Below are 22,811 nucleotides of genomic sequence, written 5' to 3'. Positions count from 1 at the left end.
ACGTTTTCATGCCCTATGACCAGAAGCGCGTCGTGGAAGCCATCCGAGCCTTCGAGGCCGGCGAGATCGTCGTTGTCATGGACGATAACGACCGTGAAAACGAGGGTGACCTGATCGTCGCCGCCGTCCATTGCACGCCCGAGAAGATGGCCTTCATCGTCCGCCACACGTCGGGCATCGTCTGCACGCCGATGCCGCGCGAGGAGGCGAAGCGCCTCAACCTCAACGCCATGGTGGCGGAAAACGATTCGGCACATACCACCGCATTTACCGTTTCGGTCGACTTCAAGCATGGCACGACCACAGGCATTTCCGCCGACGATCGCACGCTGACGGTGCGCAATCTCGCCAATCCGAATGTCGGCCCGACCGATTTCGTGCGTCCCGGCCATATCTTCCCGCTCGTCTCCCGCGAAGGCGGCGTGCTGATGCGCTCCGGCCATACGGAGGCCGCCGTCGACCTCTGCAGGCTCGCCGGCCTGCCACCAATCGGCGTCATCAGCGAGCTCGTCAATGACGACGGCACGGTGACGCGCGGCCAGCAGGTGGTGGAATTCGCAGAGCGGAACGGGCTGAAGCTCATCTCCGTCGCCGACCTCATCGCTTATCGCCAGCGCAAGGAAACACTGATCGAACTCGGCGACAGCTTCGATATCGAAACGCCGTTCGGCAAGGCGCGGGCGCATACCTATTCGCTGCCGTGGGACCCGATGCAGCATCTCGCCGTCGTCTTCGGCGACATCCGTGACGGCATCGACATTCCGGTGCGCCTGCATCCGGAAAGCGTGGCCGAAGACCTGTTCGGCAAGCGCCGCCCGGTCGATTTCTACATGAAGAAGATCGCCGATGAGGGCCGCGGCATCATCGTCTATCTCCGGGAAGGTTCCGTGGGCGTCGGCCATTTCGAAAATGGCCGCAAATCCCGCCAGGCCGGCCACGAGATCCATGCCGAGGCCCAGGCCCGCGACAGCGAATGGCTGGAAATCGGCCTCGGCGCGCAGATCCTGAAAGATCTCGGCGTCAGCTCGATCAAATTGCTCACCAGCCGCGAGCGGCACTATGTCGGCCTGGAAGGGTTCGGCATCAAAATCACCCAGACGGAGATTTGCTGATTTTCACCCTCCCCTTGAGGGGGAGGGTCGGAGCGAAGCTCCGGGGTGGGGTGATATCTCGCCGCACTCAGGGGCACCCCCACCCGCGCGTTCCGCGCGACCTCCCCCTCAAGGGGCGGTGACTAAGCTCGCCATCCCTCCAGAAATACCACCTTCTCGACCCCGGCGAATCGCGCCACCCTATCCAGCTCGGCTTCCAATTTTTCCAGCCGTCCGGCAGATGCCCGGACACCGGGCTCCAGCCATAGGCGTTTGACGTCCAGCGTACCCGCCTTGCGGTCGGCTTTCATATCGATCCGGCCGACCAGCCGGTCTCCTTCCAGAAGCGGGAAAACGTAATAGCCATATTCACGCTTCGGCTCCGGCACGAAGACCTCGATGCGGTAGAAAAAGCCGAAGAGGCGTTCGGTGCGGTTGCGGTCGCGTATCGTTGGATCGAAGGGGCTGAGCACGCGCATTCGAGCAGGTGCTTCGGGGAAGCTGTCGAGCGTAGACGGAAAATCGACGAAGGCGAAGGAAGGGCGTGGCTTGCCGTCCACGGCGGGCTCGATCAATATTTCCGTCAGTTCCGCGCGATGCGCCTCGACCCAGGCCTTTGCCTCCTGTGGCGTTACCAAATCCCAGAAGGCGCCGATTTCGCCTGATGTGGCGAATCCCAGGCGTTGCAGAGCGCTGCGGCAGGCCCAGTCGACGAATTCGTCATGGCCGACTTCGGGCGCATGGACATTTTCCGGCAATACGCGCTCGACCAGATCGTAGACCTTTTGGAAATTGGTGCGTCCAGCGATCGCGAATTTGCCGGTGCGCCAGAAATATTCGAGTGCCGTCTTGTTCGGATGCCAGTTCCACCAGCCGCCGGATGTATGATTTTCATCCTTGATCTCACGGGCCGTGATGGCGCCGTTTTTCAGGACGCGCTCATAGGTCTCGTCGAAAGCGGCTTCGAAACCCTCGCCCCGCCATTTGCGCCAGCGCTCGACGATCGCCAGTTCCTCGCGGCGAAACCGGTGCTTCCAATAAACGAAGAAGGCGCTCGGCAGGATGGAGGCATCATGCGTCCAGTTTTCGAACAGCGCGCCATCCTTTTCCAAGAGCTCGGTCAGATGCTCGCGCCGATAGGTCTGATTGCGGGAAAACAGAATCTGATGGTGCGCCCGCTCCACCGTCGAGATGCTGTCGACCTGCACGAAGCCGATATCGTGGATCAATTGCAACAGCCCCGCCTTGGTCAAGGCACGGTTCGGCGGATTGGAAAGTCCCTGCTTGGCGAGGAAGACGCGGCGAGCGTCGCGGTTTGAAAGCAGATTCGTCATGCATGGATCATAGGCATAAATTCCCATGCTTTCAAACGGGCGTTGATTTGATAATTCGCCGCGATGGGCTATAGGACCGCGATATCACAGAGGAACAGGGCCAGCAGCTTGGATATCCGCTTCGACAATGCCGGCGTGAATTTCGGCGCGCGGCTTGCGCTTTCGCCGCTCAGCCTAACGCTGAGCGAGCGGCGCATCGGCGTGATCGGGCTCAACGGTTCCGGCAAGACGACATTTGCACGGCTGATCAACGGGCTTGCCAAGCCGACGACCGGTCGGGTCACCGTCAACGGGCTCGACACCGTCACCGACGCCAAATCCGTGCTCGGCAAGGTCGGCTATATCTTCCAGTCGCCGCAGAACCAGATCATCCTGCCGATCATCCGCGACGATATCGCCTTCGGCCTCAAGGCGCGCGGCCTCGGCAAGAGCGACATCGAGGCGGCAGTGGATGGCATTCTCGATCGTTTCAACGTCCGCCACCTAGCGGAGCGACGGGCACACGAACTTTCCGGCGGCGAGCTGCAGATGGCGGCTCTCTGTTCGGTGCTCGTCACCGGCCCCGACATTCTCATCCTCGACGAACCGACCAATCAGCTCGATCTCAAGAACAGGGCTCTGGTGCAGACAACCATTGCCGGCCTGCCGGAACATGTCATCGTCATCAGCCATGACCTGCCGCTGGTAGAGGATTTCGACCGCGTGCTGCTGTTCGATCAAGGTCGCTTGATCGCCGACGCGCCACCGGCCGAGGCCATAGCCCGCTACAGGGAGTTGGCCGCCTGATGCAGACGCTGTACGTCGACGCCAGCACTTGGATGCACCGGATGGCGCCGCGCCTCAAGCTCGGCGCGCTGGTTGTCCTCGGCCTTCTCTTGTTCCTGACCGACAATCTCGCGCTGCTCGGCCTCGCCGTCGCCATCGGCGCCCTTCTTTTTTTCAGTACCGGTTTACCGGCGAGCGAAGCATTGAAGCGGCTGAGGCCGGTCATTCTCACCATTGTCGTGGTGGCGCTGTTCAGCCTGATCTTCAATCCCGTCCATGTCGCTGTCGTCACCGTGTTGCGGCTGACCGCGCTTATGCTTTTTGCAGCCGTGGTGACGGCGACGACGTCGATCGCCGCCTTCATCGACGAGATTACGGCGCTTGCTGCGCCATTGGAAAAGGCCGGACTGCTGAAGGCCGCCGATATTGGGCTTGCGGTCGGTCTCGTCGTGCGCTTCGTCCCGGAAATTCTCGACCGTTACCGCGCCATCCGAGAGGCGCATGAGGCGCGCGGGATCAAAATCCGTTTTACGACAGCGCTGGTGCCGCTGATCATCCTGACCCTGCGCGATGCCGATAATATTGCGGCTGCGATTGACGCCCGTGGCATTCGGCGGCATTGAAAAGACACTATTTTCGAATGGAGCCGTCATGACCACCCGCGACCTCGTCCTCTCTGCGCTTTTTGCCGCCATCATCGTGGCGCTCGGCCTGTTGCCGCCGATCTCGATCGGCATCATTCCGGTCCCGATCACTGCGCAGTCGCTCGGCGTGATGCTTGCGGGCGTGGTGCTCGGCGCGAAGCGTGGCGCAGTCGCGGTATTGATCGTCGTCGTGCTGGTGGCAATCGGCCTGCCGGTGCTATCGGGCGGCCGCGGTGGGCTTCCCGTCTTTGCCGGCCCGACGGCCGGCTTTTTCATCGGCTGGATCTTCGCCGCCTATGTCACCGGTTATCTCTCCGAGCGGCTGGTGAAAGGCGAGCAGACGGCCCTTGCCCAGGGCATCGGCTTCTTCATCGCTTCGGTGATCGGCGGCGTCGTGGTTCTCTACGCTTTCGGCATTGCCTGGCTCGCGATCGCGGCCAATCTTGGCTTCGCCAACGCGTTCAAAGGGTCGATGGGCTTCGTTCCCGGCGATCTCGTCAAGGCTGTTGTCGCCGCCCTCGTCGGCCGCGCTGTCATGGTTGGCTATCCCCTGCTGCCGCAGCGGAGCTGAGCCAAAAGGTCAATCCAGGTACTTATAGAGCCAGTCGCGGGTATCTTCGGGCAGCGGCACGGGATCGTGTTCCTCGCCGCGCACGGCGAGCCAGAGGATTTCCACCTCCGCAGCCAGCTCGTTGCCGGTTTCGACCAGAACCATGAAGCCAATCGACTTGCCGCCGATCTTGTTGACGCTGACCGAAAAGCGGGCGAGATCGTCATAACGTAGCGCCCGGTGCAGCGCGCATGACGCCTTGGTGGCGATGTAGACCGGCTCGTCGCTTACAAGTGGCCGCGCGCGCCAAAAATTCGACAACGCCGTTTCCGCCTGGGAAATGTAGGAGGCGATGAACATCTGCCCCTGCCTGTCGACATCGCGAGGCGGTATTCGCATCTCGATGACATCAGATCGTTCGATACCCATCATAACGCAAAACCTCGGCCGGCCCGGCTTGCACCTTAATGAAAGCTTAACATCGCCCCTCAAGAAGTAAACGGTTGGTAGCCCAACGTGGTTAAGATGGATTGTTGACATTATGGTGATACTGCCCATGTCCGGTAGCAGATGTCATATCTCGTCTGTAGATTGGTTTTATGAGCACACGTCTTTACGAGCACCCGATTTTTCTGGAACATCTTACCCCGCCGGGTCATCCGGAGAGGCCGGACCGGCTGCGGTCCCTGAATATCGCGCTGGAGCATCCGAACTTCGAGAGGCTGGACCGGCGCAAGGCGCCGCTCGCCAGTGAGGACGCCGTGCTGCTTGCCCATCCGGAAGAGCACCTGAGCTTTGTCCTGCGTTCGATCCCCGACGGGGGTGACGAGGACGAGATCAACCAGCTCGAAGCCGACACCTATGCCAGCCCGAAGACGTTGCAGGCGATCATGCATGGCGTCGGCGGCGCGATGGCGGCAGTCGATGATGTATTTTCCGGCGCGGCCGACAACGTCTTCGTCGCAGCCCGCCCGCCTGGCCACCACGCCGAGAAGAACAAGGCCATGGGCTTCTGCTTCTTCAACAATGTGGCGATCGCCGCCCGCCATGCGCAGAAAGCCCACGGAGCCGAGCGCGTTGCCATCGTCGACTGGGATGTGCATCACGGCAATGGCACGCAGGACATCTTCTGGGACGATCCCTCGGTGCTCTTCTGCTCCACGCACCAAATGCCGCTTTACCCCGGTACCGGCAAAAAGGACGAGCGCGGCACGCATAACACCATCGTCAACGCGCCGCTTTCGCCCAATACCGGCGGCGACCATTTCCGCGAGGCCTTCAAATCGCGTGTGCTGCCGGCGCTCGATGATTTCCGCCCCGACATCATCCTCATCTCGGCCGGCTTCGACGCCCATCATCGCGATCCCCTGGCGCAACTCAATCTCACCGGCGAGGATTTCGACTGGGCGACCGGGCGCATTCTGGAAATCGCCGACCGCAGCGCCAAGAACCGGGTCGTCAGCCTGCTCGAAGGCGGCTATGATCTGGAAGGCCTCGCCGAATCGGCTGGCCTGCACATTCTGCGCATGATGAAGGGTTGATGATGAGCGAAAGCGCCAAAGTGGATGTCTCCGGCTATTCCTTCGAAAAGGCTGTGGCGGAGCTCGAAAGCATCGTCGCGCGGCTGGAACGTGGCGACGTAGCGCTGGATGAATCCATCGCCATCTATGAGCGCGGCGAAGCGCTGAAGAAGCATTGCGAGACCCTGCTCTCGGCGGCGGAAAACCGCATCGAGAAGATCAGGCTCGACCGCGCCGGCAAGCCTCAGGGCACGGAGCCGCTGGACGGGCAATAGGGCTTACGCGCGCAAAATTTGAGTTTCCGACACATTGCCGTTAGGTTGTCTTCAACCGAATGGAGCGCTCGTCATGTCCTTCTTCCCTGGAAAAGATCCGCTGCCCGGCGATGCCTTCGCCTGCGACGCGATCGAGCATCTCATCATTCCGCGCACCAGCGATCTCGGCGGCTTCTTCGTGCGACGCGCGCTTCCGAGCAGCCGGCGGCGGCTGGTGGGACCGTTCATCTTTTTCGATCGCATGGGTCCGGCGGTGCTGCGGCCCGGCGAAGCGTTGGATGTCAGGCCGCATCCGCATATCGGCCTGTCGACCGTCACCTATCTCTTCGACGGCGAAATCCGCCACATGGATAGTCTCGGGACAGAAAAAGTCATTCGCCCCGGCGATATCAACCTGATGACGGCCGGGCGTGGCATCGTGCATTCCGAGCGCACGCCGGACAATCTGCGCGGCCATCCGCTGGCGATGTCCGGCCTGCAGACCTGGCTTGCCCTGCCGGACGACAAGGAAGAGATCGATCCGGCCTTTACCCATACGGAAATGAGCGATCTGCCGCTGATCAACGACGGCGGTGCGACGGGCCGCGTGGTCATCGGCAGTTTCGAGGGCGTGACGTCGCCGGTCAAAGTCTTCTCCGATACGCTCTATGTCGATCTTCAGCTTCAGCCTGGCGTGAAATTCCCCTTCGGCGCGGGACATGAGGAACGTGCGGTCTATATTCTCTCCGGCTCGCTTGTCGTTGCAGGCGACCGTTTCGAGCAGGATCAGCTCCTTGTCTTCCGTCCCGGCGACGCGATTGCCTTAGAGGCGACTGAAAAAGGCTGTCATCTTATGCTTTTTGGTGGTGCGGCGCTCAATTCGAAACGCTATATCTGGTGGAATTTCGTGTCTTCTTCCAAGGAGCGCATCGAAAAGGCCAAGGAAGAATGGCGCACCGGGCGTTTCGACATCGTGCCGGGAGACGAGGAAGAGTTTATTCCTTTGCCGGAAAGCTAACGGGTTCATAACAATGCCAAATGTTTCTTGTTCAGGCAGTCCTTGAATTCGTCGCCTTCTGACGCAATCTGTTTTGACATAAAGGCGGGCCGCCGCCCAAGAATATCAAGAAAGAGGCTTCAGCCTTGACACACATGCCAGAGACGCCCCTGCTGGACCAGGTCCACTATCCTTCCGACCTGCGAAAGCTGGAGGACCGGGATTTGCCGCAACTCGCCAGCGAGCTCCGCGAGGAGATGATCGACGCGGTATCGCGCACGGGTGGACATCTCGGTGCCGGCCTCGGCGTCGTCGAACTCACCATCGCCATCCACAACGTCTTTGATACGCCGAACGACCGTCTGATCTTCGATGTCGGCCATCAGTGTTATCCGCACAAGATCCTGACCGGCCGCCGCGACCGCATCCGCACGCTGCGCCAGGAGGACGGACTTTCCGGCTTCACCCGTCGCGCAGAGAGCGAATACGATCCCTTCGGTGCGGCACATTCCTCGACGTCGATCTCCGCCGGTCTCGGCATGGCGGTTGCCGCCGAACTCGACAAGAGCGACCGCCGCGTCATTGCGATCATCGGCGACGGCGCGATGTCGGCTGGGATGGCCTATGAGGCGCTGAACAATGCCGGTGCCCTCGACGCCCGGCTGATCGTCATCCTCAACGACAACGACATGTCGATCGCTCCGCCGACCGGGGCCATGAGCGCCTATCTCGCGCGCCTTGCCTCCGGCCGCACCTATATGGGCTTCCGCGATTTCGGCAAGAAGCTGACCGCCTATCTCGGCAAGAATGTCGACCGCGCCATTACACGCGCCGTGGAGCATGCGCGGGGTTATGTCACCGGCGGGACGATGTTCGAGGAGATGGGTTTCTACCATATCGGCCCGATCGACGGTCATTCCTTCGACCATCTGCTTCCGGTGCTGCGCAATGTGCGGGACCATGCACAGGGGCCGGTGCTGATCCACGTGGTAACGCAAAAAGGCAAGGGCTATGCCCCTGCCGAAGCGGCGGCGGATAAATATCACGGCGTCAACAAGTTCGACGTCATCACGGGTGCACAGGCCAAGGTGAAGCCGAACGCACCGAGCTATACCAGTGTTTTCGCCGATGCCCTCGTGCAGGAAGCGATGCTGGACGATAAGATCGTCGGCATTACCGCCGCCATGCCGAACGGCACCGGCCTCGATAAGCTGCAGGAATTTTTCCCGACCCGCTGTTTTGACGTCGGTATCGCCGAGCAGCACGCCGTCACTTTCGCGGCCGGCCTCGCGGCCGAGGGTTTCAAGCCCTTCGCAGCTCTCTATTCGACCTTCCTGCAGCGCGCCTATGACCAGGTGGTGCACGATGTGGCGATCCAGGGCCTGCCGGTGCGCTTCCCGATCGACCGCGCCGGCTTTGTCGGCGCCGACGGACCGACGCATGCCGGCTCCTTCGATACCGCTTTCCTCGCCAGCCTGCCCGGCTTCGTGGTCATGGCCGCCGCCGACGAAGCAGAACTGAAGCATATGGTGCGCACGGCCGCAGCCTACGATCTCGGCCCGATCTCCTTCCGCTATCCGCGCGGCGAAGGCGTCGGCATCGAGCTGCCGGAACGCGGCGAAATTCTGCAGATCGGCAAGGGCCGCATCGTCAAGCAGGGGTCGAAAGTGGCGCTGCTATCCTTCGGCACGCGGCTCGCCGACAGCCTCGCCGCCGCCGAAGATCTCGATGCTGCCGGCCTGCCGACAACGGTTGCCGATGCTCGCTTCGCCAAGCCGTTGGACCACGACCTCATCCGCCAGCTTGCCAGCCATCACGAGGTGCTGATCACCATCGAGGAAGGCTCGGTCGGCGGCTTCGGCAGCCAGGTCATGCAGTTCCTCGCAACCGAAGGCCTGCTCGACAACGGCCTGAAGATCCGTACGCTGGTCATGCCCGATATCTGGATGGAACAAGCCAAGCCCGAAGTCATGAACGCCAAAGCCGGCCTCGACCGGGCCGGCATCATACAGACGGTGTTCAAGGCGCTGGGCCGCAGCCGGATGATCGAGGTCGCCGGATAAGCTCGGCTACCTCGCCATCAATCTACCGCTTGTCGGGGCGTCAAGCTTCCGGCACTTCATGTGACATACCTATTGGGGTTAGCCTGGGGCTTCTAGGCGCCCTATCTGGCGTTTGGCGTCCTTTACCCTTCGTCTCGCTGCAATCATTCATCCGACTGTCATGAACAAAGCGGAACTTGCAGCAATGCAGGGGCAGGCATGTTCGCGTTTTTTAAGAGCGATCATGCATTCGACTGCTATCATTAGCTGTCATAGAGAAGCGGAGAGAACCTTGAGCAATCCAGACAAAGAAAACGAGTATTCCGACTGGCTTGAAGCGGAATTGGCCGATACGCTAGATGAAGACTATGAGTTGGAACTCTCGGAACCGGCTCTCTCCGAAGAGATCCGAAAGATCTACCAGAAGGCGCATCCGGCTGCGATGCCGCGCATCGACTACTTCCGCGCCTTGCTGTCGCTGCAAGCCGAACTGATCAAGCTGCAGGATTGGGTGACCTATCACAAGGAGAAGGTCGTCGTGATCTTCGAGGGTCGAGATTCGGCGGGCAAAGGCGGGGCAATCAAGCGAATCACCCAAAGGCTCAATCCACGCGTTGCCAGGGTCGTCGCGCTACCGGCACCATCCGATCGTGAAAAGACCCAATGGTATTTCCAGCGCTACGTGCCCCATCTGCCGGCGGGCGGCGAGATCGTTCTCTTCGACCGGTCTTGGTACAATCGCTCCGGCGTCGAGCGCGTGATGGGCTTTGCGACGGAAGATCAAGTCCAGCAGTTCTTCCACGATGTGCCCGAGTTCGAACGCATGCTGGTTCGCTCCGGGATTCGGCTTGTCAAATACTGGTTTTCGATCACCGACGAAGAGCAACAGCTTCGCTTCCTCGTGCGCATCCACGATCCCTTGAAGCAGTGGAAGCTGTCGCCAATGGATCTGCAGTCCCGCGTGCGGTGGGAAGCCTATACGAAGGCCAAGGAAGAAACCTTCGCGCGCACCAACATTCCGGAAGCGCCCTGGCATATCGTCGAAGGCAACGACAAGAAGCGCGCCCGCCTCAACTGCATGGATCATCTGCTCAAGCAAATTCCCTATGAGGACGTGCCTCACGAGGACATCACGCTGCCGGAGCGTGTCTTCAACCCCGACTATGAGCGCAAGGTGCTGCCGCCGGAGCTTTATGTTCCGCCGAAATATTAAGGAACGGAGCGGGCCAAGGGGGGCATAGTCACCCTTGGCCATTGCCGCCAACTAGTATCTGTCTCGCCGCGAAATGAGCGAGACAGATCACCGATCAAAATGGTTCTTCTGCCCGAGCCTCCGCTGCTCGGAAAAGCATCAGGGGTTCGGCGTCATAAAGACGCCTGGCTCAGAATTCCTCCCACTCATCCTGGGCAACGGCCGCCGCAGTGGCCTTGCCGCTGAACGCCTTGGCGACCGTGCGGCCCAATGCCCTTGCGGGCGAAGCAGCCGGGCGCGACTGGGCGGTGACGGCCGCCGGTCGCTTGGATTCGCGGGGCATGTCATTCAGGCGGAACTGGTTCAGGAGTTCATTAAGGGAGGCTGCCTCGCGGGCAAGAGCGTGGCTCGCCGCCGTCTGTTCCTCGACCATAGCGGCATTCTGCTGCGTGCCCTGGTCCATGTTGTTGACGGCGGTGTTGATCTCCTGCAGGCCCGTCGACTGTTCGCGGGTGGCGATGACGATGGCGCCGACGTGGCGATTGATCTCCTGCACTTCGGAAACGATCAGCTCCAATGCCTTGCCGGTCTCTCCGACCAGGGACACGCCGGTATTGACCTGATCGCTCGACGTGGTGATCAGCGCCTTGATCTCCTTCGCGGCATTGGCGGAACGCTGTGCCAGCTCGCGGACTTCCTGGGCGACGACCGCAAAACCCTTACCGGCATCGCCGGCACGGGCGGCTTCGACGCCAGCGTTCAGAGCCAGAAGATTGGTCTGGAAAGCAATATCGTCGATGACGCTGATGATGTTGCTGATCTCGCCCGAGGACTTTTCGATCTGCTGCATGGCGGAGACCGCCTTCCGGACCACGTCGCCGGACTTCTCAGCACCCTGACGAGCGCGTTCGACGAGATGGCCGACATCTTCGGCGCGCTTGGCCGAATCGCGAACGGTCGTCGTTACCTGTTCGAGGGCTGCTGCGGTCTCTTCGACGGCGGCGGCCTGTTGCTCGGTGCGGCGAGCAAGATCGTCGGCGGCCGAGCGAATTTCGCCTGCGCCCGCATTGATTGCCGAAGCATTGCGGCCGACCGACTGCAGGGCAGCTTCCAGCTTTTCGGCAGCATTGTTGAAGTCGGCGCGAACAGCGTCGAACTGCGACGCAAAGGTGCGGTCGAGGCGCGCGGTGATATTGCCGGAGGCAAGGGCGGCAAGTCCGCCGGCCAATCCCTCCATGGCGAAGCGGATCTCGCCCTCTTCGCGGGCCTTCTGCTCGTCGCTCATCTGACGTTGACGCTCGACATCGCCGCGCATGCGGTCGGTTTCGCCCGCAAGACGCAGTTTCTCGATCGCCGCATCCTTGAAGACGAGGACGGCATCGGCCATGCGGCCGACTTCATCGCCACGGCCGATGGCCGGTACGTCGATATTATGCTCGCCGCCGGCCAGGCGGCCCATGGCAGCGGTCATGCCGACGATCGGGCGAACGATGGTGCGTGCGAGCAGCCAGGCAAGCACGGCAGCGGCCAACGAGGCGATGATGCCGCCGGCGATCAGCGTCATGCGAAGATCGCTGTTCGCTTCGTCCTGCGTGGCTGACAAGGTATCAGCCTTGGCGCGGGCAGCCTGCTTGATCTTGGCTGCCGCCTCACGGAAACCATCGAGCTGGCCCTTCGTCTCGTTCTGGCCGATCTTGACGACCTGGTCGAGCGGCATGTCGGTTTCCTTGCGCGCCTTCATCTGCGGCTCGGCGAGCTGATGGAAATAGAGGTCGGCGGCCTTCTGCATGCCGTCGATCGCCGAAAGCAGGTCCGGCTGATCGGCGGCAACCGCCTTGGCGGCCGCCATGCTCTTCAGCATGCGATCACGATTGGTGCCGACGTCGCGATAGGTGCTGTCGCTACGCAGCAGCAGGAAGCCGCGCAAGTTGACGGCCTGCTCCAGCATGGCCTGCAGGGAATCGTCGATCAGATTGACGAGCTCCTGCGATTTGACCTGTTCGGCGGCCGCCCCGGTGGATACTTCTTCCTTGGCGTAAACGAATGCCGAAACGCAGGCGAAGATAGCGATAAGTGCGGCAAAGGTGATGGCGAGTTTGCCATTCAAAGAAAGGTTCTTCGCAAACATGGGCGAGCGCCTCCTGAGCGCTGGTCCTGGAGCACATCGACGAACCCCGCTGGGAGTGCGCGGCCGGATGCTCGAAAATTCAGGGAAGAGGCATGATTGGGCGCGAGAGGCGCAAAGCCGTCATGGCAGGCGATTATCCCTGAAGAAGACAATCGCAATCCTCTGCATAAGTAGATGCTACCGCTTTAAAATCATTTAACTCTGTGCGGCGCAAAAAGGTGCAGTAAAAGCCTAGTTCTGAGATACTGCGTTGAGGATCAGAATATCGAGATCGTGCTCGGGAGAAAAATCCTCTGCGCTCATCTGAAAGCTCGTGGGGCCGATCTTCTTGACGCCGCTGCCGCAGAAACTGACGTAGTTGTCCGGGCTGCCCTTATCGACCGTTAGTTGGAAATGCTTGATCGGGCCGGACCAGTTGGCGCCCGTGCTCAAAACATAGGAAATCCAGCTTTCGGTATAGCCGCGGCCACCCTTGTCGGAGGCATCGGATAGTTTGCCGGCGGTTTTGACGAAAGCATCATCCATGCAATATTTGGCCTGATAAGTCTTGAGCTGCTCTTTCTTGTAGTCGCCGTCGCCGGCAAAGGTGATCGCGACCGTGCCGCCGACACTCGGCTTATAGCGATGCTGCACGCTGATCTTGGCGCCGGCTGGAAACTTGGTGCGCCACCAGTAGGTGGTGTGCAGAAGCCACATCGGCGTCGGGTGATGCTTCATGCCCTGGCTGTCATTGTCGTATTCGTCATCGGCGATGAGGCCGCGAGCGGTCCAGTCCTCGAGCACATCGGCCGGCAGCTTCGCAACCGCATCCAGCGTGGCTTTGCTGAGCGGCAGTAGCGGAATATTGTGCGCCTTCAGCTCCGCCGTCATATCGATACCGGCGACAGTGACGCTCTGCTGCAATGTCGGCGTGATCGACTTGCCGTCCTGCGTGACGGTGAAATCGAGGAAATTGTCGGCATCGGAGTCGGCGATGGACACGATGCTGTCGATGTCGCCCTGAATATCTGGCATCGGAAAGGCGACGACGCTTTCGACATCCTTATCCGAGGTGTTCTGGAAGATATAGTCGACCCTCACCTCGGTCGGAGAGATGAAGAGCTTTTCGTCCTCCATGCTGATATCGCCGGTGCGGACATAGGCGAGGCCACCGGTCTTGAGTTCGGCCATGCTATCATTTGCCAAGGCCGGCGTGGCGAGCATCGCCAGAGCCGTCGCATAACCGCAAATCCCGCGCATTCGAGCCCCCATCTACCGCCGGTTTGCGGCGATTATGGTCAGATACCGCATAGCGTCAACGCCGACATTCGCCGCCATCAACACAAAACGCTTGCAACGCAGACCATTGCCCGGCATGGACAGCCCATGTCCGAACCGCAACGCCTCGACCAGCTCCTCGTCTCCCTCTCGCTTTTCGCCAGCCGCTCGCGGGCGCGCGACGCTATTCAGCGCGGCACGGTAACGGTTGACGGCAAGGTGGTGAGCAAGCCGGGGGCACTATTTACCGAAGATGCCGAGATCTCGATCGACGATCCTGCTCAAGACTATGTTTCGCGCGCCGCGCTGAAACTGGTGGCCGCGCTGGATCATTTCCAACTGGACCCCAAAGACCAGCACTGTCTCGATGTCGGCGCATCGACCGGCGGCTTCACCGAAGTGCTACTGCAGCGGGGTGCAGCGCATGTCACAGCTATCGATGTCGGCCATGGACAGATGCATCCGCGCATTTCAGCCGACCCGCGCGTCACCAATATCGAGGGCCTGAACGCCCGCAACCTGACGGCTGAGGATATCGGCAAGCCCACAACCTTCATCGTCTCTGACGTTTCCTTCATCTCGCTGAAGCTGGCGCTGGCACCCGCCCTTGCACTCGCAGAGCCGGGCTCGCACTGTGCGCTGCTCGTGAAGCCGCAATTCGAGGCCGGGCGCGAGGCGATCGGCAAGGCCGGCCTGTTGAAGGACCCCTCCTCCGCTCCGACGGTTGCAGCGGAGCTGGAACGCTGGCTCGTCGAGGACATGGGCTGGCAGAGCCTCGGCCTCATCCCCTCGCCGATCGCGGGTGGCGACGGCAATCAGGAATTTCTTCTCGCAGGGATCAAGCCATGAGCACCGAAACCGTGACCATCCAGAAGCTCGGCGCCCAGGGCGACGGCATTGCGCAAGGCACTGACGGACCGATTTATGTGCCGTTCACGCTGCCCGGCGAGACCATTGCTATTGCCCGGGTGAAGAGCCACGGCACATTGATGTCGATTGCAACGGCCTCGCCCGACCGGCAGGAGCCGCACTGTCGGCATTTCGGCCCCGAGGGCGTCAATGGCGCCTGCGGTGGCTGCACGCTGCAGCACTATGCGGATCAGCCGTATCGCGCCTTCAAGCGCCAGCTCGTGATCGATGCGCTGCGCTCCAAGGGGCTGACGCCCGAAGTAGACGACATCATCGCGGCCCATCCCGGCGAGCGTCGGCGTGTCGTCTTCGCCGCGCGTAAGACCGAGAAAGAGATGCTGATCGGCTTCAACCAGGCCGAAAGTCATCACATCGTCGCCATTCAGGAATGTCCGATTGCGTCGGCCGGGATCATGTCGCGGCTGCCGGCGATCAGGGCGGTCGGCGCGGCTCTCGCCGTCAGCGCGGAAGCGTTTCGCATCTCCGTTCTGGAGACGCTCTCCGGCCTCGACATCGCCGTCGACGACATCAAGAAGCTCTCCGACAAGCAGCGCCGCAGCGCCATCGAGACCGTTCTCACCCTTCGCGGCATCGCCCGGGTCTCGTTGAACGGCGAGATCCTGGTCGAGCCGATGAAGCCGATGGTCGAGTTCGGCGGCATCCAGGTTTCGCCACCGCCGGGCGCCTTTACCCAGGCGACGAAACCGGCGGAAGAGGCCATGGCCGAGCTGGTCGCCGCCCATGTCGGCAAGGCAAAGCGCATCGCCGATCTCTTCGCCGGCAGCGGCACGTTTGCGCTGCGCCTGGCGCGCACCGGCCGCGTGCATGCCGTCGAAGGCGAAGACAAGCCGCTGGCAGCGCTCGACCATGCAGCGCGCAACACGCCGGGGCTGAAACCAGTAACGACCGAACGCCGTGACCTTTTCCGTCGGCCGCTGATGGCGCAGGAGTTAAAAGCCTACGACGCCGTCGTCTTCGACCCGCCGCGCGCCGGTGCGGAATTCCAGAGCAAGGAACTGGCTCGCTCCACCGTCAAAAAAATCGTCGCCGTCTCCTGCAATCCGCTAACGCTCGCGCGCGATCTGGCCCTGCTTGTCGAAAGCGGCTATCGCATCACGAAAGTAACCCCGATCGACCAATTCCTCTGGAGTTCGCATGTCGAGGTGGTGGCGGCGCTGGAGAAGTGAGATTTCCCTGCCGAAAGCCTGTGGCCGACCCTCGTGGTTCGAGACGGCCCTATGGGCCTCCTCACCATGAGGGCGGAGGGACACCCTCATAGATCATCCTGCGACACTCTCGGGGCTTCGCGCCTCGCAATGGGCGTGGAACGAGAATCACCTCGTCCCGCTTCCTTCGAAAAAGTTAGGATGTGGGATCTGCTGAGTTTTGAAAGGCCAGGAGACTAGCCCTCATGGTGAGGCGGGAGCAAAGCGACCCTCGAACCACGAGGGCGGGTGAGGGAAAAGATTTGCTCGCTCAATACACTTAATGGTAGCGAGCAACTCGTTCCAATTTGAAAGCTCTGCCATGGAAGCCACCGTCTACATCCTTCGCTGCAGCGATGGCTCTTATTATACTGGTCTCACCAAACAGGAGATCGAAGCGCGCGTCTGGGAACACAATGCGGGCATCTACGATGGCTACACCGCTAAACGCCGGCCGGTCGAATTGGTGTTCCATGAAATCTATGACCGTATCATTGATGCCATCGCCCGCGAACGGCAGATCAAGGGTTGGTCACGCCGAAAGAAGGAAGCGTTGATTGCCTTGAATTACGAAGCGTTGCCTGCCCTGTCGCGACGCGGACCCGCCGGGCATAAACCGAGTGGAAATGACCGGGATTAAGGGGCCAACCCTCGTGGTTCGAGACGGCCCTGTGGGCCTCCTCACCATGAGGGTGGAGTGACCCGTCGGTAAAACACCCTTCGATAAACTCAGGGTGCAGAGCGATTTTCCAGCTTATATCGAAATACCCCGCTCCGCCCCAAATGTGTGGAAGGGCCAGCTTAATCTTCTTCAGTCGAGCACAAAGCCCAGCCCTCATCGTGAGGAGGCCCACAGGGCCGTCTCGAACCACGAGGGCGGATGAGGGAAAAGAATATCCCTCACCGTTTCATGAACGCCTCGAATGCCGCCCGAGCCTCCGCGCTCTTCAGTTGCGCCGCAAAGTGCCTTGCCTCTTCCTCGATACGGGCGAGAACGTCTTCGGGGGAGCTTCGCATCAAGTCACGAGCGATCCGTAGGGCCTCCGGCGGTTTGGCCGCAAGTTTGGCGGCGAGCGACAGGGTTTCGGCTTCCAGCGCTTCCGGCGTGGTGATTTTCCAGATCAGGCCGGCCTCTTTTGCTTCCGCGGCGGAAAAGCCCTCGCCGAGAGCGAGTAGAGCGAAAGCGCGTTGGTGGCCCATGACACGGGGTGCGAGCAGGCTGGAGGCGGCTTCGGGGACGAGGGCGAGATCGACGAAGGGGGTCTTGAACAGGCTGCGGTCGGAGGCGATCGTCAGGTCGCAATGGAGATGAATCGTGGTGCCGATGCCAATCGCCAGGCCATCGACGCCGGAGACGACGGGCTTTTTCGCGGTCGCCAGTACGGCCAGGAAGTCCAGAACCTCGCGGCCCATGGTGCCGCTCATGGCGAAAGCCAGGAAATCGGCAAGGTCGTTGCCGGCGGAAAAACAGCCTTCGCTGCCGAGGAAGGCGATGGCGCGGATATCTGAGGTCTCATCCGCTGCCCGCAGCGCGTCGGTCATTGCCTGATACATGGCGCGGGTGAAGGCATTTTTCTTTTCTGGCCGGTTGAAGCGGATCACCTGCACATGCGACGCGGTCTCTGGGCGTTCGATCAGGATGTGGTCGGTCAAATCTATATCCTTAGGCAAGAGCGATGCGCGCAGCTTCGAGGCTGGAAGCGCCGGCGACGATGCGATCGGTGAGCGCGGTGGTTTCGGCCAGCATGTTTTCCGCAGCAAAGCGGCAGAGGGCGATGCGCTTTTCCCCCTCGCCGTCCGCAACATCAGCCAGACCGCCCTTGGCGAGATAGCAGGCCGTCAGCACGAGACCGAAAAGCCGCTGATAGGGTGTGGCGCCTGACAGGGCCTCGGCGATACGGCCCTCCGCCTGGCGTGCCAGCAGCCATTCGCTTGCCGCTTCGAGATCGGTTATGGCGGCGTAAAGCCGAGCCGCCGTCTCGCCGAAGCCGTCCAGATTGGATTTCTCGACAGCATCGGCGATCTCGCGCAGCTCGTGGGTGAAGCCACGCAGATGGTCCCCGCCGGCGATTGTCAGCTTGCGCGTCACAAGATCGATCGCCTGAATGCCGTTGGTACCTTCATAGATCGGCGCGATGCGGGCGTCGCGCAGCAGGCGGGCGGCGCCCGTCTCCTCGATGAAACCCATGCCGCCATGCACCTGGATGCCAAGCGAGGCGACATCGACGCCGGCGTCGGTGGAGAAGGATTTGGCGATCGGTGTCAGCAGAGCGGCACGCCCCTGCCAATACGATGCCCTGCCCTCATCGCGATGCGACATATCGATCGCCTCGGCGCAGGCGTAGCAGATGGCGCGCGAACCCTGCGTCAGCGCCTTCATCGTCAGCAGCATGCGGGCAATGTCGGGATGTTCGATGATTGGGCTCATGCCTGTGGTCGTCGTACCCGGCGCCCGACCTTGCGTGCGCTCTTTTGCGTAAGCGATGGCCTTCTGTGTCGCAGCCTCGGCGATGGCCACGCCCTGGATACCGACGGCGAGACGGGCATTGTTCATCATCGTGAACATGCAGGCCAGCCCCTTGTTCTCCTCGCCGATGAGCCAGCCAACAGCACCCTTCTCGGATCCGTATTTGCCGTCGCCATAGATCATCGTGCAGGTGGGCGAGCCATGGATGCCGAGCTTATGCTCCAGCGAATGGGCGAAATAATCATTGCGGGCGCCGAGCGAGCCATCGTCGCCGACAAGGAATTTCGGCACCAGGAACAAGGAAATGCCGCGCGTCCCCGCCGGAGCATCCGGAAGGCGGGCAAGCACGAAATGGACGATATTCTCCGCGGCCTCGTGATCGCCCCAGGTGATGAAAATCTTCTGGCCGAACAGGCGGTAGGTGCCGTCGTCACGGCGTTCGGCGCGAGTGCGTAGCGCGCCGACATCGGAGCCGGCATGCGGCTCGGTCAGGTTCATTGTGCCGGCCCATTCGCCGGAAACCAGTTTTGCCAGATATTTGCGCTTAAGGTCTTCGCTGCCGTGGGCGAGCAGTGCCTCGACTGCGCCCATGGTCAAGGTCGGTGCGAGACCAAAGGCCATGGACGCGGAATTCCACATTTCCAGCGTCGCGATATTCAGCATATGCGGCAGGCCCTGACCGCCAAATTCCTCCGGCGCCGTCAGCCCATTCCACCCGCCGGCAATCCAGTCGCGATAGAGCTGCTCCCAGCCAGGGGGTAGCACCACCTTGCCATCGACCAACTTCGTGCCCTGCCGATCGCCGATCTCGGCCAGCGGTTCCATCACATCGCCTGCAAAACGGCCGGCTTCGGTCAGGATGGCGTCGACGACATCGCCGCTGAGATCGCCAAGACGTCCGTCTTCCATCGCCCGCCCCATGCCGGCGACATGCTTCAGCGTAAACGCGATTTCCTCGACCGGCGCCTTGTACATGGTATCTTCCTCCGCAATGACGATGCCAACAGTCTACCTCACCCAGGCTATTGGCCACATGATGTTTATAGCTAATTGATTTTTACGTAAACGTCAATTTTGAGGTTTCGTTTGAAAGCAAAATTGCGGCATATCCGCCTCTCTATAATCGCAGCCGGGACTTGCATAAACAACTGTCATGAACAATGACTATGGCAATTGCCTTATGGATACGAACAACCCGGCCATGAACACGATCACGTCAGCCACCACGATACCCGGCCTCGTCTGGGCTTATCGCCTGCGTCCCGGCGCGAGTAAGCCGGAGCGGCTGTCCGAAGATACCGAACGCGCCGCGCTGTTTGCCGAGGACGGTTTCCTGTGGCTGCATCTTAGTCTTGTCGATGCCCGCGTGCCCGCCCTTTTGGAGGATGCGCCAGGTCTGAACGAAGCTGCCCGCATGGCGCTCACCACGCATGAGACGCATGCGACCCTCACCGTCGACGAGCAGATGCTCTATGGCACGCTGGTGGATTTTCAGCGAGAGTTCGATCAGGACACGCGCGACATCGGCTGGCTGCATTTCGTGCTCACCGACCGCATGCTCATCACCACCCGGCTGCAGCCGCTGCGCAGCGTCGAGCGGGCGCGCATGCTGATCGAAAAAAACGCCGCCAAATTCACGGGGCCGCTGGATATCTTCGAACTGCTGGTCATCGAGTTCCAGCGCAGCCTGATCTCGCTGGTCATGGAAATGACCGAGGAGCTCAACCTCATCGAGGATTTCGTCTACGAGAACGCCCCGCGGGACGAACGCCGGCGGCTCGCGCCCATCCGCCGGACGATCGTGCGCCTGCACCGGCATCTACGCACCGTTTTGTCACTGATGCGGCGCGCTGCAGCATCCGATGACGAAGAGATGCCGCTCGGCTTCGAGGATGTCGCCGGCCGCTTGACCGGCCGCCTGGAGGCGGTTGATCACGATGTTTACGCGCTGCAGGAGCGCGCCAGACTGCTGCACGAAGAAATCGACTCGAAGCTTTCCTCCGAGATCAACCGCCATCTCTACATTCTATCGATCATGACGGCTTTCCTGCTGCCGCCAACGCTGGTCACCGGCTTTTTCGGTATGAACACGTCAAATTTGCCATTTTCAACCGGCGGCGGCGGCACGGAATATGCCGTCGGCCTTATCATCGCATCGATGGTGTTATCCTGGTGGCTGCTTAAGCGGGTCAACATTCTCTGACGGCATCATATCCATTCATAAAAAACCGCCCGGCGAATGACCGGGCGGTTTTTTATGGATGGACCAAATCTCTTGCTCAGAAGTAGGGCGAATAGCACTGCTGCCGGGGGCCGCGATTGGGCTGGAACGTATTGTCGTAAGCCCGGTAGGAGCGGTAGCGCGCCTCGCACCATTCGACATGGCGCGGGTTGATGTCTCCAGCCGGGGCAACATAACGAGGCTGGCTGGCAATCGCGCCGCCGATGATGGCTCCGGCGCCAAAGGCTGCCAACGGGTACCAATAGCCATCGTAATAGCGATAGCCATAACGATAGCCGGGATAACCGCGATAGCCGCCATACCAGCCACGGCGATAATACGGATAGTACCCGCCATGATAACCGCCATAACGGCGCCACTGAACCTGCTGAACGTCTGTTGGGGCGGCCTTGTCTGCCGCCGCAGCGGGCGCGGCAGGCATCTGCATTGCGAAGGACGGGGTGAAGCTCGTCAGAGCCACCGCGGCCGAAACAGCAATGGTCGCAATTCTTGCACGGAAACCAAGCATTTACATCTCCATTCCTGGCTTATTTTGTGCTCAGCAAATAACGTTCCGTATTGGGGAAGGTTCCCCAAGACAGGGTTCGAGTTACCTGCCGCGCGGCGCCTCCAATAAGGACGCGCCAAGACGCAGCGGTGGCGCATAGTTCTTCCTTAAATCACGACCAATTTAAGGGCTATGCGCGGACCCCACGGAGGTCAATCTATAACGATTTCATTCTTAACCAAGGATTAACCAGCAATCCTTACCATTATTTCATGAAGGGATACCGGCAGACTCACCCTCTGATTTGCAGTTTCCTGATGGTTCTGGCGCTGCTGGGACCGGCTTCCCGCCTCGCGGCCGCTGAAAACCAGCCCTGGAACGATCCCCAGAACGCCCTCATCGTCGATGCCTACGAGCTGAACACCATCGATTGGGATCAGCTTTTGCAGGACAAGCGCATCGCCGCCTTCATCTCGAAGGCTTCCGACGGCCTGCCAGAAAGCTTTAGCTGCACGGGCGATCATGCCGGCGACACCTTTGCGCACTGCAAGACGATGTGGCGTAAATATGCTGTTAGCCGCGAGCTATTTCAGACGCGCCGGATGCTGGCGAAGACGAACGGCCTGCTCTGGGGCGCCTACCACCTTGGACGGCCCGGCAACCCCGTCGACCAGGCCAATCATTTTCTGGATTATGCCGATCCAAAACCGGACGAGTTGATGGTGCTCGATATCGACGGCATGGACACGACCCAATTCATGTCTCTGGATGACGCACAGGTCTTCGTCGGTCACATCAAGGTCAGAACCGGCCGCTATCCCATCCTCTACACCAATCACAACACCGCCCGGTATATCGCCGATCATCGAGAGGACTATCCGATCCTGTCGCGGTTGCCGCTCTGGTATGCCCGCTACAAGCCGGATGTGACAGGCACCTTTCCGCTCGGCAATTGGGACAATTATGCGCTCTGGCAATTCTCCTCATCCGACAATTGCTCGGAGAAGACCTGTCCTTACCGGGTGCCGGGGACACTTACCGATATCGATGTCAACGTCGTTCAGATGACGAAGGTGCAGCTCGCCAAGATATGGCCACAGGGCGATCTGCTGCCCGCCAAACCGGAGCCGGCCCCCATGATCATAGCCAAGGGACCGAGCTGTACCGCACCGCTGCAGACGCTCGTCTCGCTGATGGTCGATCCCATCGTCACCGCAGCGACCACCCAGCCGAAGCCGGTCGAGATCAACGAGTTGAATTATCAGGATTTTTAGAGCGGTTGGAGAGCGCCTTCAATGCCGCCACGGCACGCTCGGCATCGGCGGACGGCACGAAGATATGGTCATGATAATAGGCCGCAATGACATTGGCGCTGATGTCCTCGTTTCCGAGCGCCGTGGCGAAGGCGGCTGTCAGGCCGACCGCTTCCAGCAAGGAGTGGACGTCGAGGCTGATCATTCGCATCGCGGGTTCAGCAGGAAGCTTCGCCTGCCGGGCGGCGTCGATCGGAAGGATCAGCGTCATCCCTTCCTTTTCCTGAAACATCCCGATCGGCTTCAAATGGGCGTAGTCTGACAGCGCTGAAGGCGGCAGGCTGCAAAAAACGAATTCGCCTTCGATGAGATTCGGTTCCATGCTGGAAATCAGCAGTTTGAGATCGGTGATACCCGGTATGGTTCTGATCCTCCTCAAACCGTGAGCGCTGGGCGCGCTTAAGCCCGGCTCAA

The 22,811-nt window shown here is 60.8% G+C and carries 22 protein-coding genes; 14 read left to right on the top strand and 8 right to left on the bottom strand.

From position 1 onward, the window contains the following. The first annotated feature begins 8 nt into the window (after nucleotides 1-8). Nucleotides 9-1,112 carry a 3,4-dihydroxy-2-butanone-4-phosphate synthase gene (gene ribB, locus QD357_RS15865; protein ID WP_107107220.1) on the top strand — a complete coding sequence of 368 codons (1,104 nt, stop codon included), beginning with the start codon at nucleotides 9-11 and terminating at the stop codon, nucleotides 1,110-1,112. A 122-nt stretch (nucleotides 1,113-1,234) separates the two neighbouring features. Here the strand turns inward: ribB and QD357_RS15860 are convergent, their stop codons facing one another. Next, complete coding sequence (locus QD357_RS15860) at nucleotides 1,235-2,425, bottom strand: winged helix-turn-helix domain-containing protein (protein ID WP_107107257.1); 1,191 nt, start codon at nucleotides 2,423-2,425, stop codon at nucleotides 1,235-1,237. Nucleotides 2,426-2,533: 108 nt separating this feature from the next. On the opposite strand from QD357_RS15860, the gene QD357_RS15855 reads away from it, so the two are divergent. The 3 genes from QD357_RS15855 to QD357_RS15845 are packed head-to-tail and all read left to right on the top strand — an operon-like array spanning nucleotide 2,534 to nucleotide 4,405. After that, a complete protein-coding gene (locus QD357_RS15855) occupies nucleotides 2,534-3,211 on the top strand; it encodes an energy-coupling factor ABC transporter ATP-binding protein (protein WP_107107219.1) in 678 nt (225 codons plus the stop codon). Continuing rightward, complete coding sequence (locus QD357_RS15850) at nucleotides 3,211-3,813, top strand: energy-coupling factor transporter transmembrane component T family protein (RefSeq protein ID WP_107107218.1); 603 nt, start codon at nucleotides 3,211-3,213, stop codon at nucleotides 3,811-3,813. The genes QD357_RS15855 and QD357_RS15850 overlap by 1 nt, the downstream gene beginning before the upstream one ends. A gap of 28 nt (nucleotides 3,814-3,841) precedes the next feature. Then, nucleotides 3,842-4,405, top strand: a complete 564-nt coding sequence (locus QD357_RS15845) for a biotin transporter BioY (RefSeq protein ID WP_107107256.1) — start codon at nucleotides 3,842-3,844, stop codon at nucleotides 4,403-4,405. Between the two features lie 9 nt (nucleotides 4,406-4,414). Here the strand turns inward: QD357_RS15845 and QD357_RS15840 are convergent, their stop codons facing one another. Further along, nucleotides 4,415-4,816 carry an acyl-CoA thioesterase gene (locus tag QD357_RS15840; protein ID WP_107107217.1) on the bottom strand — a complete coding sequence of 134 codons (402 nt, stop codon included), beginning with the start codon at nucleotides 4,814-4,816 and terminating at the stop codon, nucleotides 4,415-4,417. Between the two features lie 167 nt (nucleotides 4,817-4,983). On the opposite strand from QD357_RS15840, the gene QD357_RS15835 reads away from it, so the two are divergent. The 5 genes from QD357_RS15835 to ppk2 all read left to right on the top strand — a co-directional run bounded on the left by QD357_RS15835 (nucleotide 4,984) and on the right by ppk2 (nucleotide 10,410). Continuing rightward, nucleotides 4,984-5,925 (top strand): histone deacetylase family protein, encoded by a 942-nt coding sequence (locus tag QD357_RS15835; RefSeq protein WP_107107216.1) that lies wholly within the window; start codon nucleotides 4,984-4,986, stop codon nucleotides 5,923-5,925. A 2-nt stretch (nucleotides 5,926-5,927) separates the two neighbouring features. Continuing rightward, the gene (locus QD357_RS15830) at nucleotides 5,928-6,179 is read left to right on the top strand and encodes an exodeoxyribonuclease VII small subunit (protein WP_028750625.1); all 252 of its coding nucleotides are present in this window, start codon (nucleotides 5,928-5,930) and stop codon (nucleotides 6,177-6,179) included. A gap of 73 nt (nucleotides 6,180-6,252) precedes the next feature. Beyond that, on the top strand, nucleotides 6,253-7,176 hold the full coding sequence (locus QD357_RS15825) for a pirin family protein (protein WP_107107215.1): 924 nt from the start codon (nucleotides 6,253-6,255) through the stop codon (nucleotides 7,174-7,176). A gap of 125 nt (nucleotides 7,177-7,301) precedes the next feature. Next, nucleotides 7,302-9,218 carry a 1-deoxy-D-xylulose-5-phosphate synthase gene (gene dxs, locus QD357_RS15820; RefSeq protein WP_107107214.1) on the top strand — a complete coding sequence of 639 codons (1,917 nt, stop codon included), beginning with the start codon at nucleotides 7,302-7,304 and terminating at the stop codon, nucleotides 9,216-9,218. A 271-nt stretch (nucleotides 9,219-9,489) separates the two neighbouring features. Beyond that, nucleotides 9,490-10,410, top strand: a complete 921-nt coding sequence (gene ppk2, locus QD357_RS15815) for a polyphosphate kinase 2 (RefSeq protein WP_107107213.1) — start codon at nucleotides 9,490-9,492, stop codon at nucleotides 10,408-10,410. 169 nt (nucleotides 10,411-10,579) lie between these two features. Here ppk2 and QD357_RS15810 read toward each other — a convergent pair whose 3' ends face one another. Next, entirely contained in the window at nucleotides 10,580-12,517 is a 1,938-nt protein-coding gene (locus QD357_RS15810) for a methyl-accepting chemotaxis protein (RefSeq protein ID WP_107107212.1), read from the bottom strand. 231 nt (nucleotides 12,518-12,748) lie between these two features. Continuing rightward, nucleotides 12,749-13,756: a DUF4424 domain-containing protein gene (locus QD357_RS15805; protein ID WP_107107211.1), complete on the bottom strand. Its 1,008-nt coding sequence runs from the start codon at nucleotides 13,754-13,756 to the stop codon at nucleotides 12,749-12,751. 126 nt (nucleotides 13,757-13,882) lie between these two features. Here QD357_RS15805 and QD357_RS15800 point away from each other — a divergent pair, with 126 nt between their 5' ends. From QD357_RS15800 to QD357_RS15790, 3 genes are all read left to right on the top strand, one after another. Further along, on the top strand, nucleotides 13,883-14,623 hold the full coding sequence (locus QD357_RS15800) for a TlyA family RNA methyltransferase (protein WP_107107210.1): 741 nt from the start codon (nucleotides 13,883-13,885) through the stop codon (nucleotides 14,621-14,623). Continuing rightward, nucleotides 14,620-15,870: a class I SAM-dependent RNA methyltransferase gene (locus QD357_RS15795; RefSeq protein ID WP_107107209.1), complete on the top strand. Its 1,251-nt coding sequence runs from the start codon at nucleotides 14,620-14,622 to the stop codon at nucleotides 15,868-15,870. The genes QD357_RS15800 and QD357_RS15795 overlap by 4 nt, the downstream gene beginning before the upstream one ends. Nucleotides 15,871-16,210: 340 nt before the next feature. After that, complete coding sequence (locus QD357_RS15790; protein ID WP_107107208.1) at nucleotides 16,211-16,528, top strand: GIY-YIG nuclease family protein; 318 nt, start codon at nucleotides 16,211-16,213, stop codon at nucleotides 16,526-16,528. Between the two features lie 260 nt (nucleotides 16,529-16,788). Here QD357_RS15790 and QD357_RS15785 read toward each other — a convergent pair whose 3' ends face one another. Together QD357_RS15785 and QD357_RS15780 are read right to left on the bottom strand one after the other, a co-directional pair. After that, complete coding sequence (locus tag QD357_RS15785) at nucleotides 16,789-17,541, bottom strand: crotonase/enoyl-CoA hydratase family protein (RefSeq protein WP_107107207.1); 753 nt, start codon at nucleotides 17,539-17,541, stop codon at nucleotides 16,789-16,791. Between the two features lie 10 nt (nucleotides 17,542-17,551). After that, nucleotides 17,552-19,330 carry an acyl-CoA dehydrogenase gene (locus QD357_RS15780; RefSeq protein ID WP_107107206.1) on the bottom strand — a complete coding sequence of 593 codons (1,779 nt, stop codon included), beginning with the start codon at nucleotides 19,328-19,330 and terminating at the stop codon, nucleotides 17,552-17,554. Between the two features lie 226 nt (nucleotides 19,331-19,556). Between QD357_RS15780 and QD357_RS15775 the strand changes: the two genes are divergently transcribed. Then, nucleotides 19,557-20,558, top strand: a complete 1,002-nt coding sequence (locus tag QD357_RS15775) for a transporter (protein WP_107107255.1) — start codon at nucleotides 19,557-19,559, stop codon at nucleotides 20,556-20,558. Nucleotides 20,559-20,634: 76 nt separating this feature from the next. Here the strand turns inward: QD357_RS15775 and QD357_RS15770 are convergent, their stop codons facing one another. Then, nucleotides 20,635-21,105: a BA14K family protein gene (locus tag QD357_RS15770; RefSeq protein ID WP_107107205.1), complete on the bottom strand. Its 471-nt coding sequence runs from the start codon at nucleotides 21,103-21,105 to the stop codon at nucleotides 20,635-20,637. 296 nt (nucleotides 21,106-21,401) lie between these two features. On the opposite strand from QD357_RS15770, the gene QD357_RS15765 reads away from it, so the two are divergent. Further along, on the top strand, nucleotides 21,402-22,358 hold the full coding sequence (locus QD357_RS15765) for a glycoside hydrolase family 25 protein (RefSeq protein WP_245407418.1): 957 nt from the start codon (nucleotides 21,402-21,404) through the stop codon (nucleotides 22,356-22,358). Here the strand turns inward: QD357_RS15765 and QD357_RS15760 are convergent. Then, nucleotides 22,330-22,758, bottom strand: coding sequence for an ACT domain-containing protein (locus QD357_RS15760; protein ID WP_107107254.1), 429 nt, complete (start codon nucleotides 22,756-22,758; stop codon nucleotides 22,330-22,332). The two genes, QD357_RS15765 and QD357_RS15760, sit on opposite strands and share 29 nt — an antisense overlap. Nucleotides 22,759-22,811 lie beyond the last annotated feature (53 nt).

The sequence above is a fragment of the Rhizobium sp. BR 317 genome (assembly GCF_047445835.1).
In the GTDB taxonomy this organism is placed as follows: Bacteria; Pseudomonadota; Alphaproteobacteria; order Rhizobiales; family Rhizobiaceae; genus Rhizobium; species Rhizobium paranaense.
Note: the sequence above shows the minus strand (reverse complement) of the source record. Positions and strands in the feature narration are given on the sequence as shown.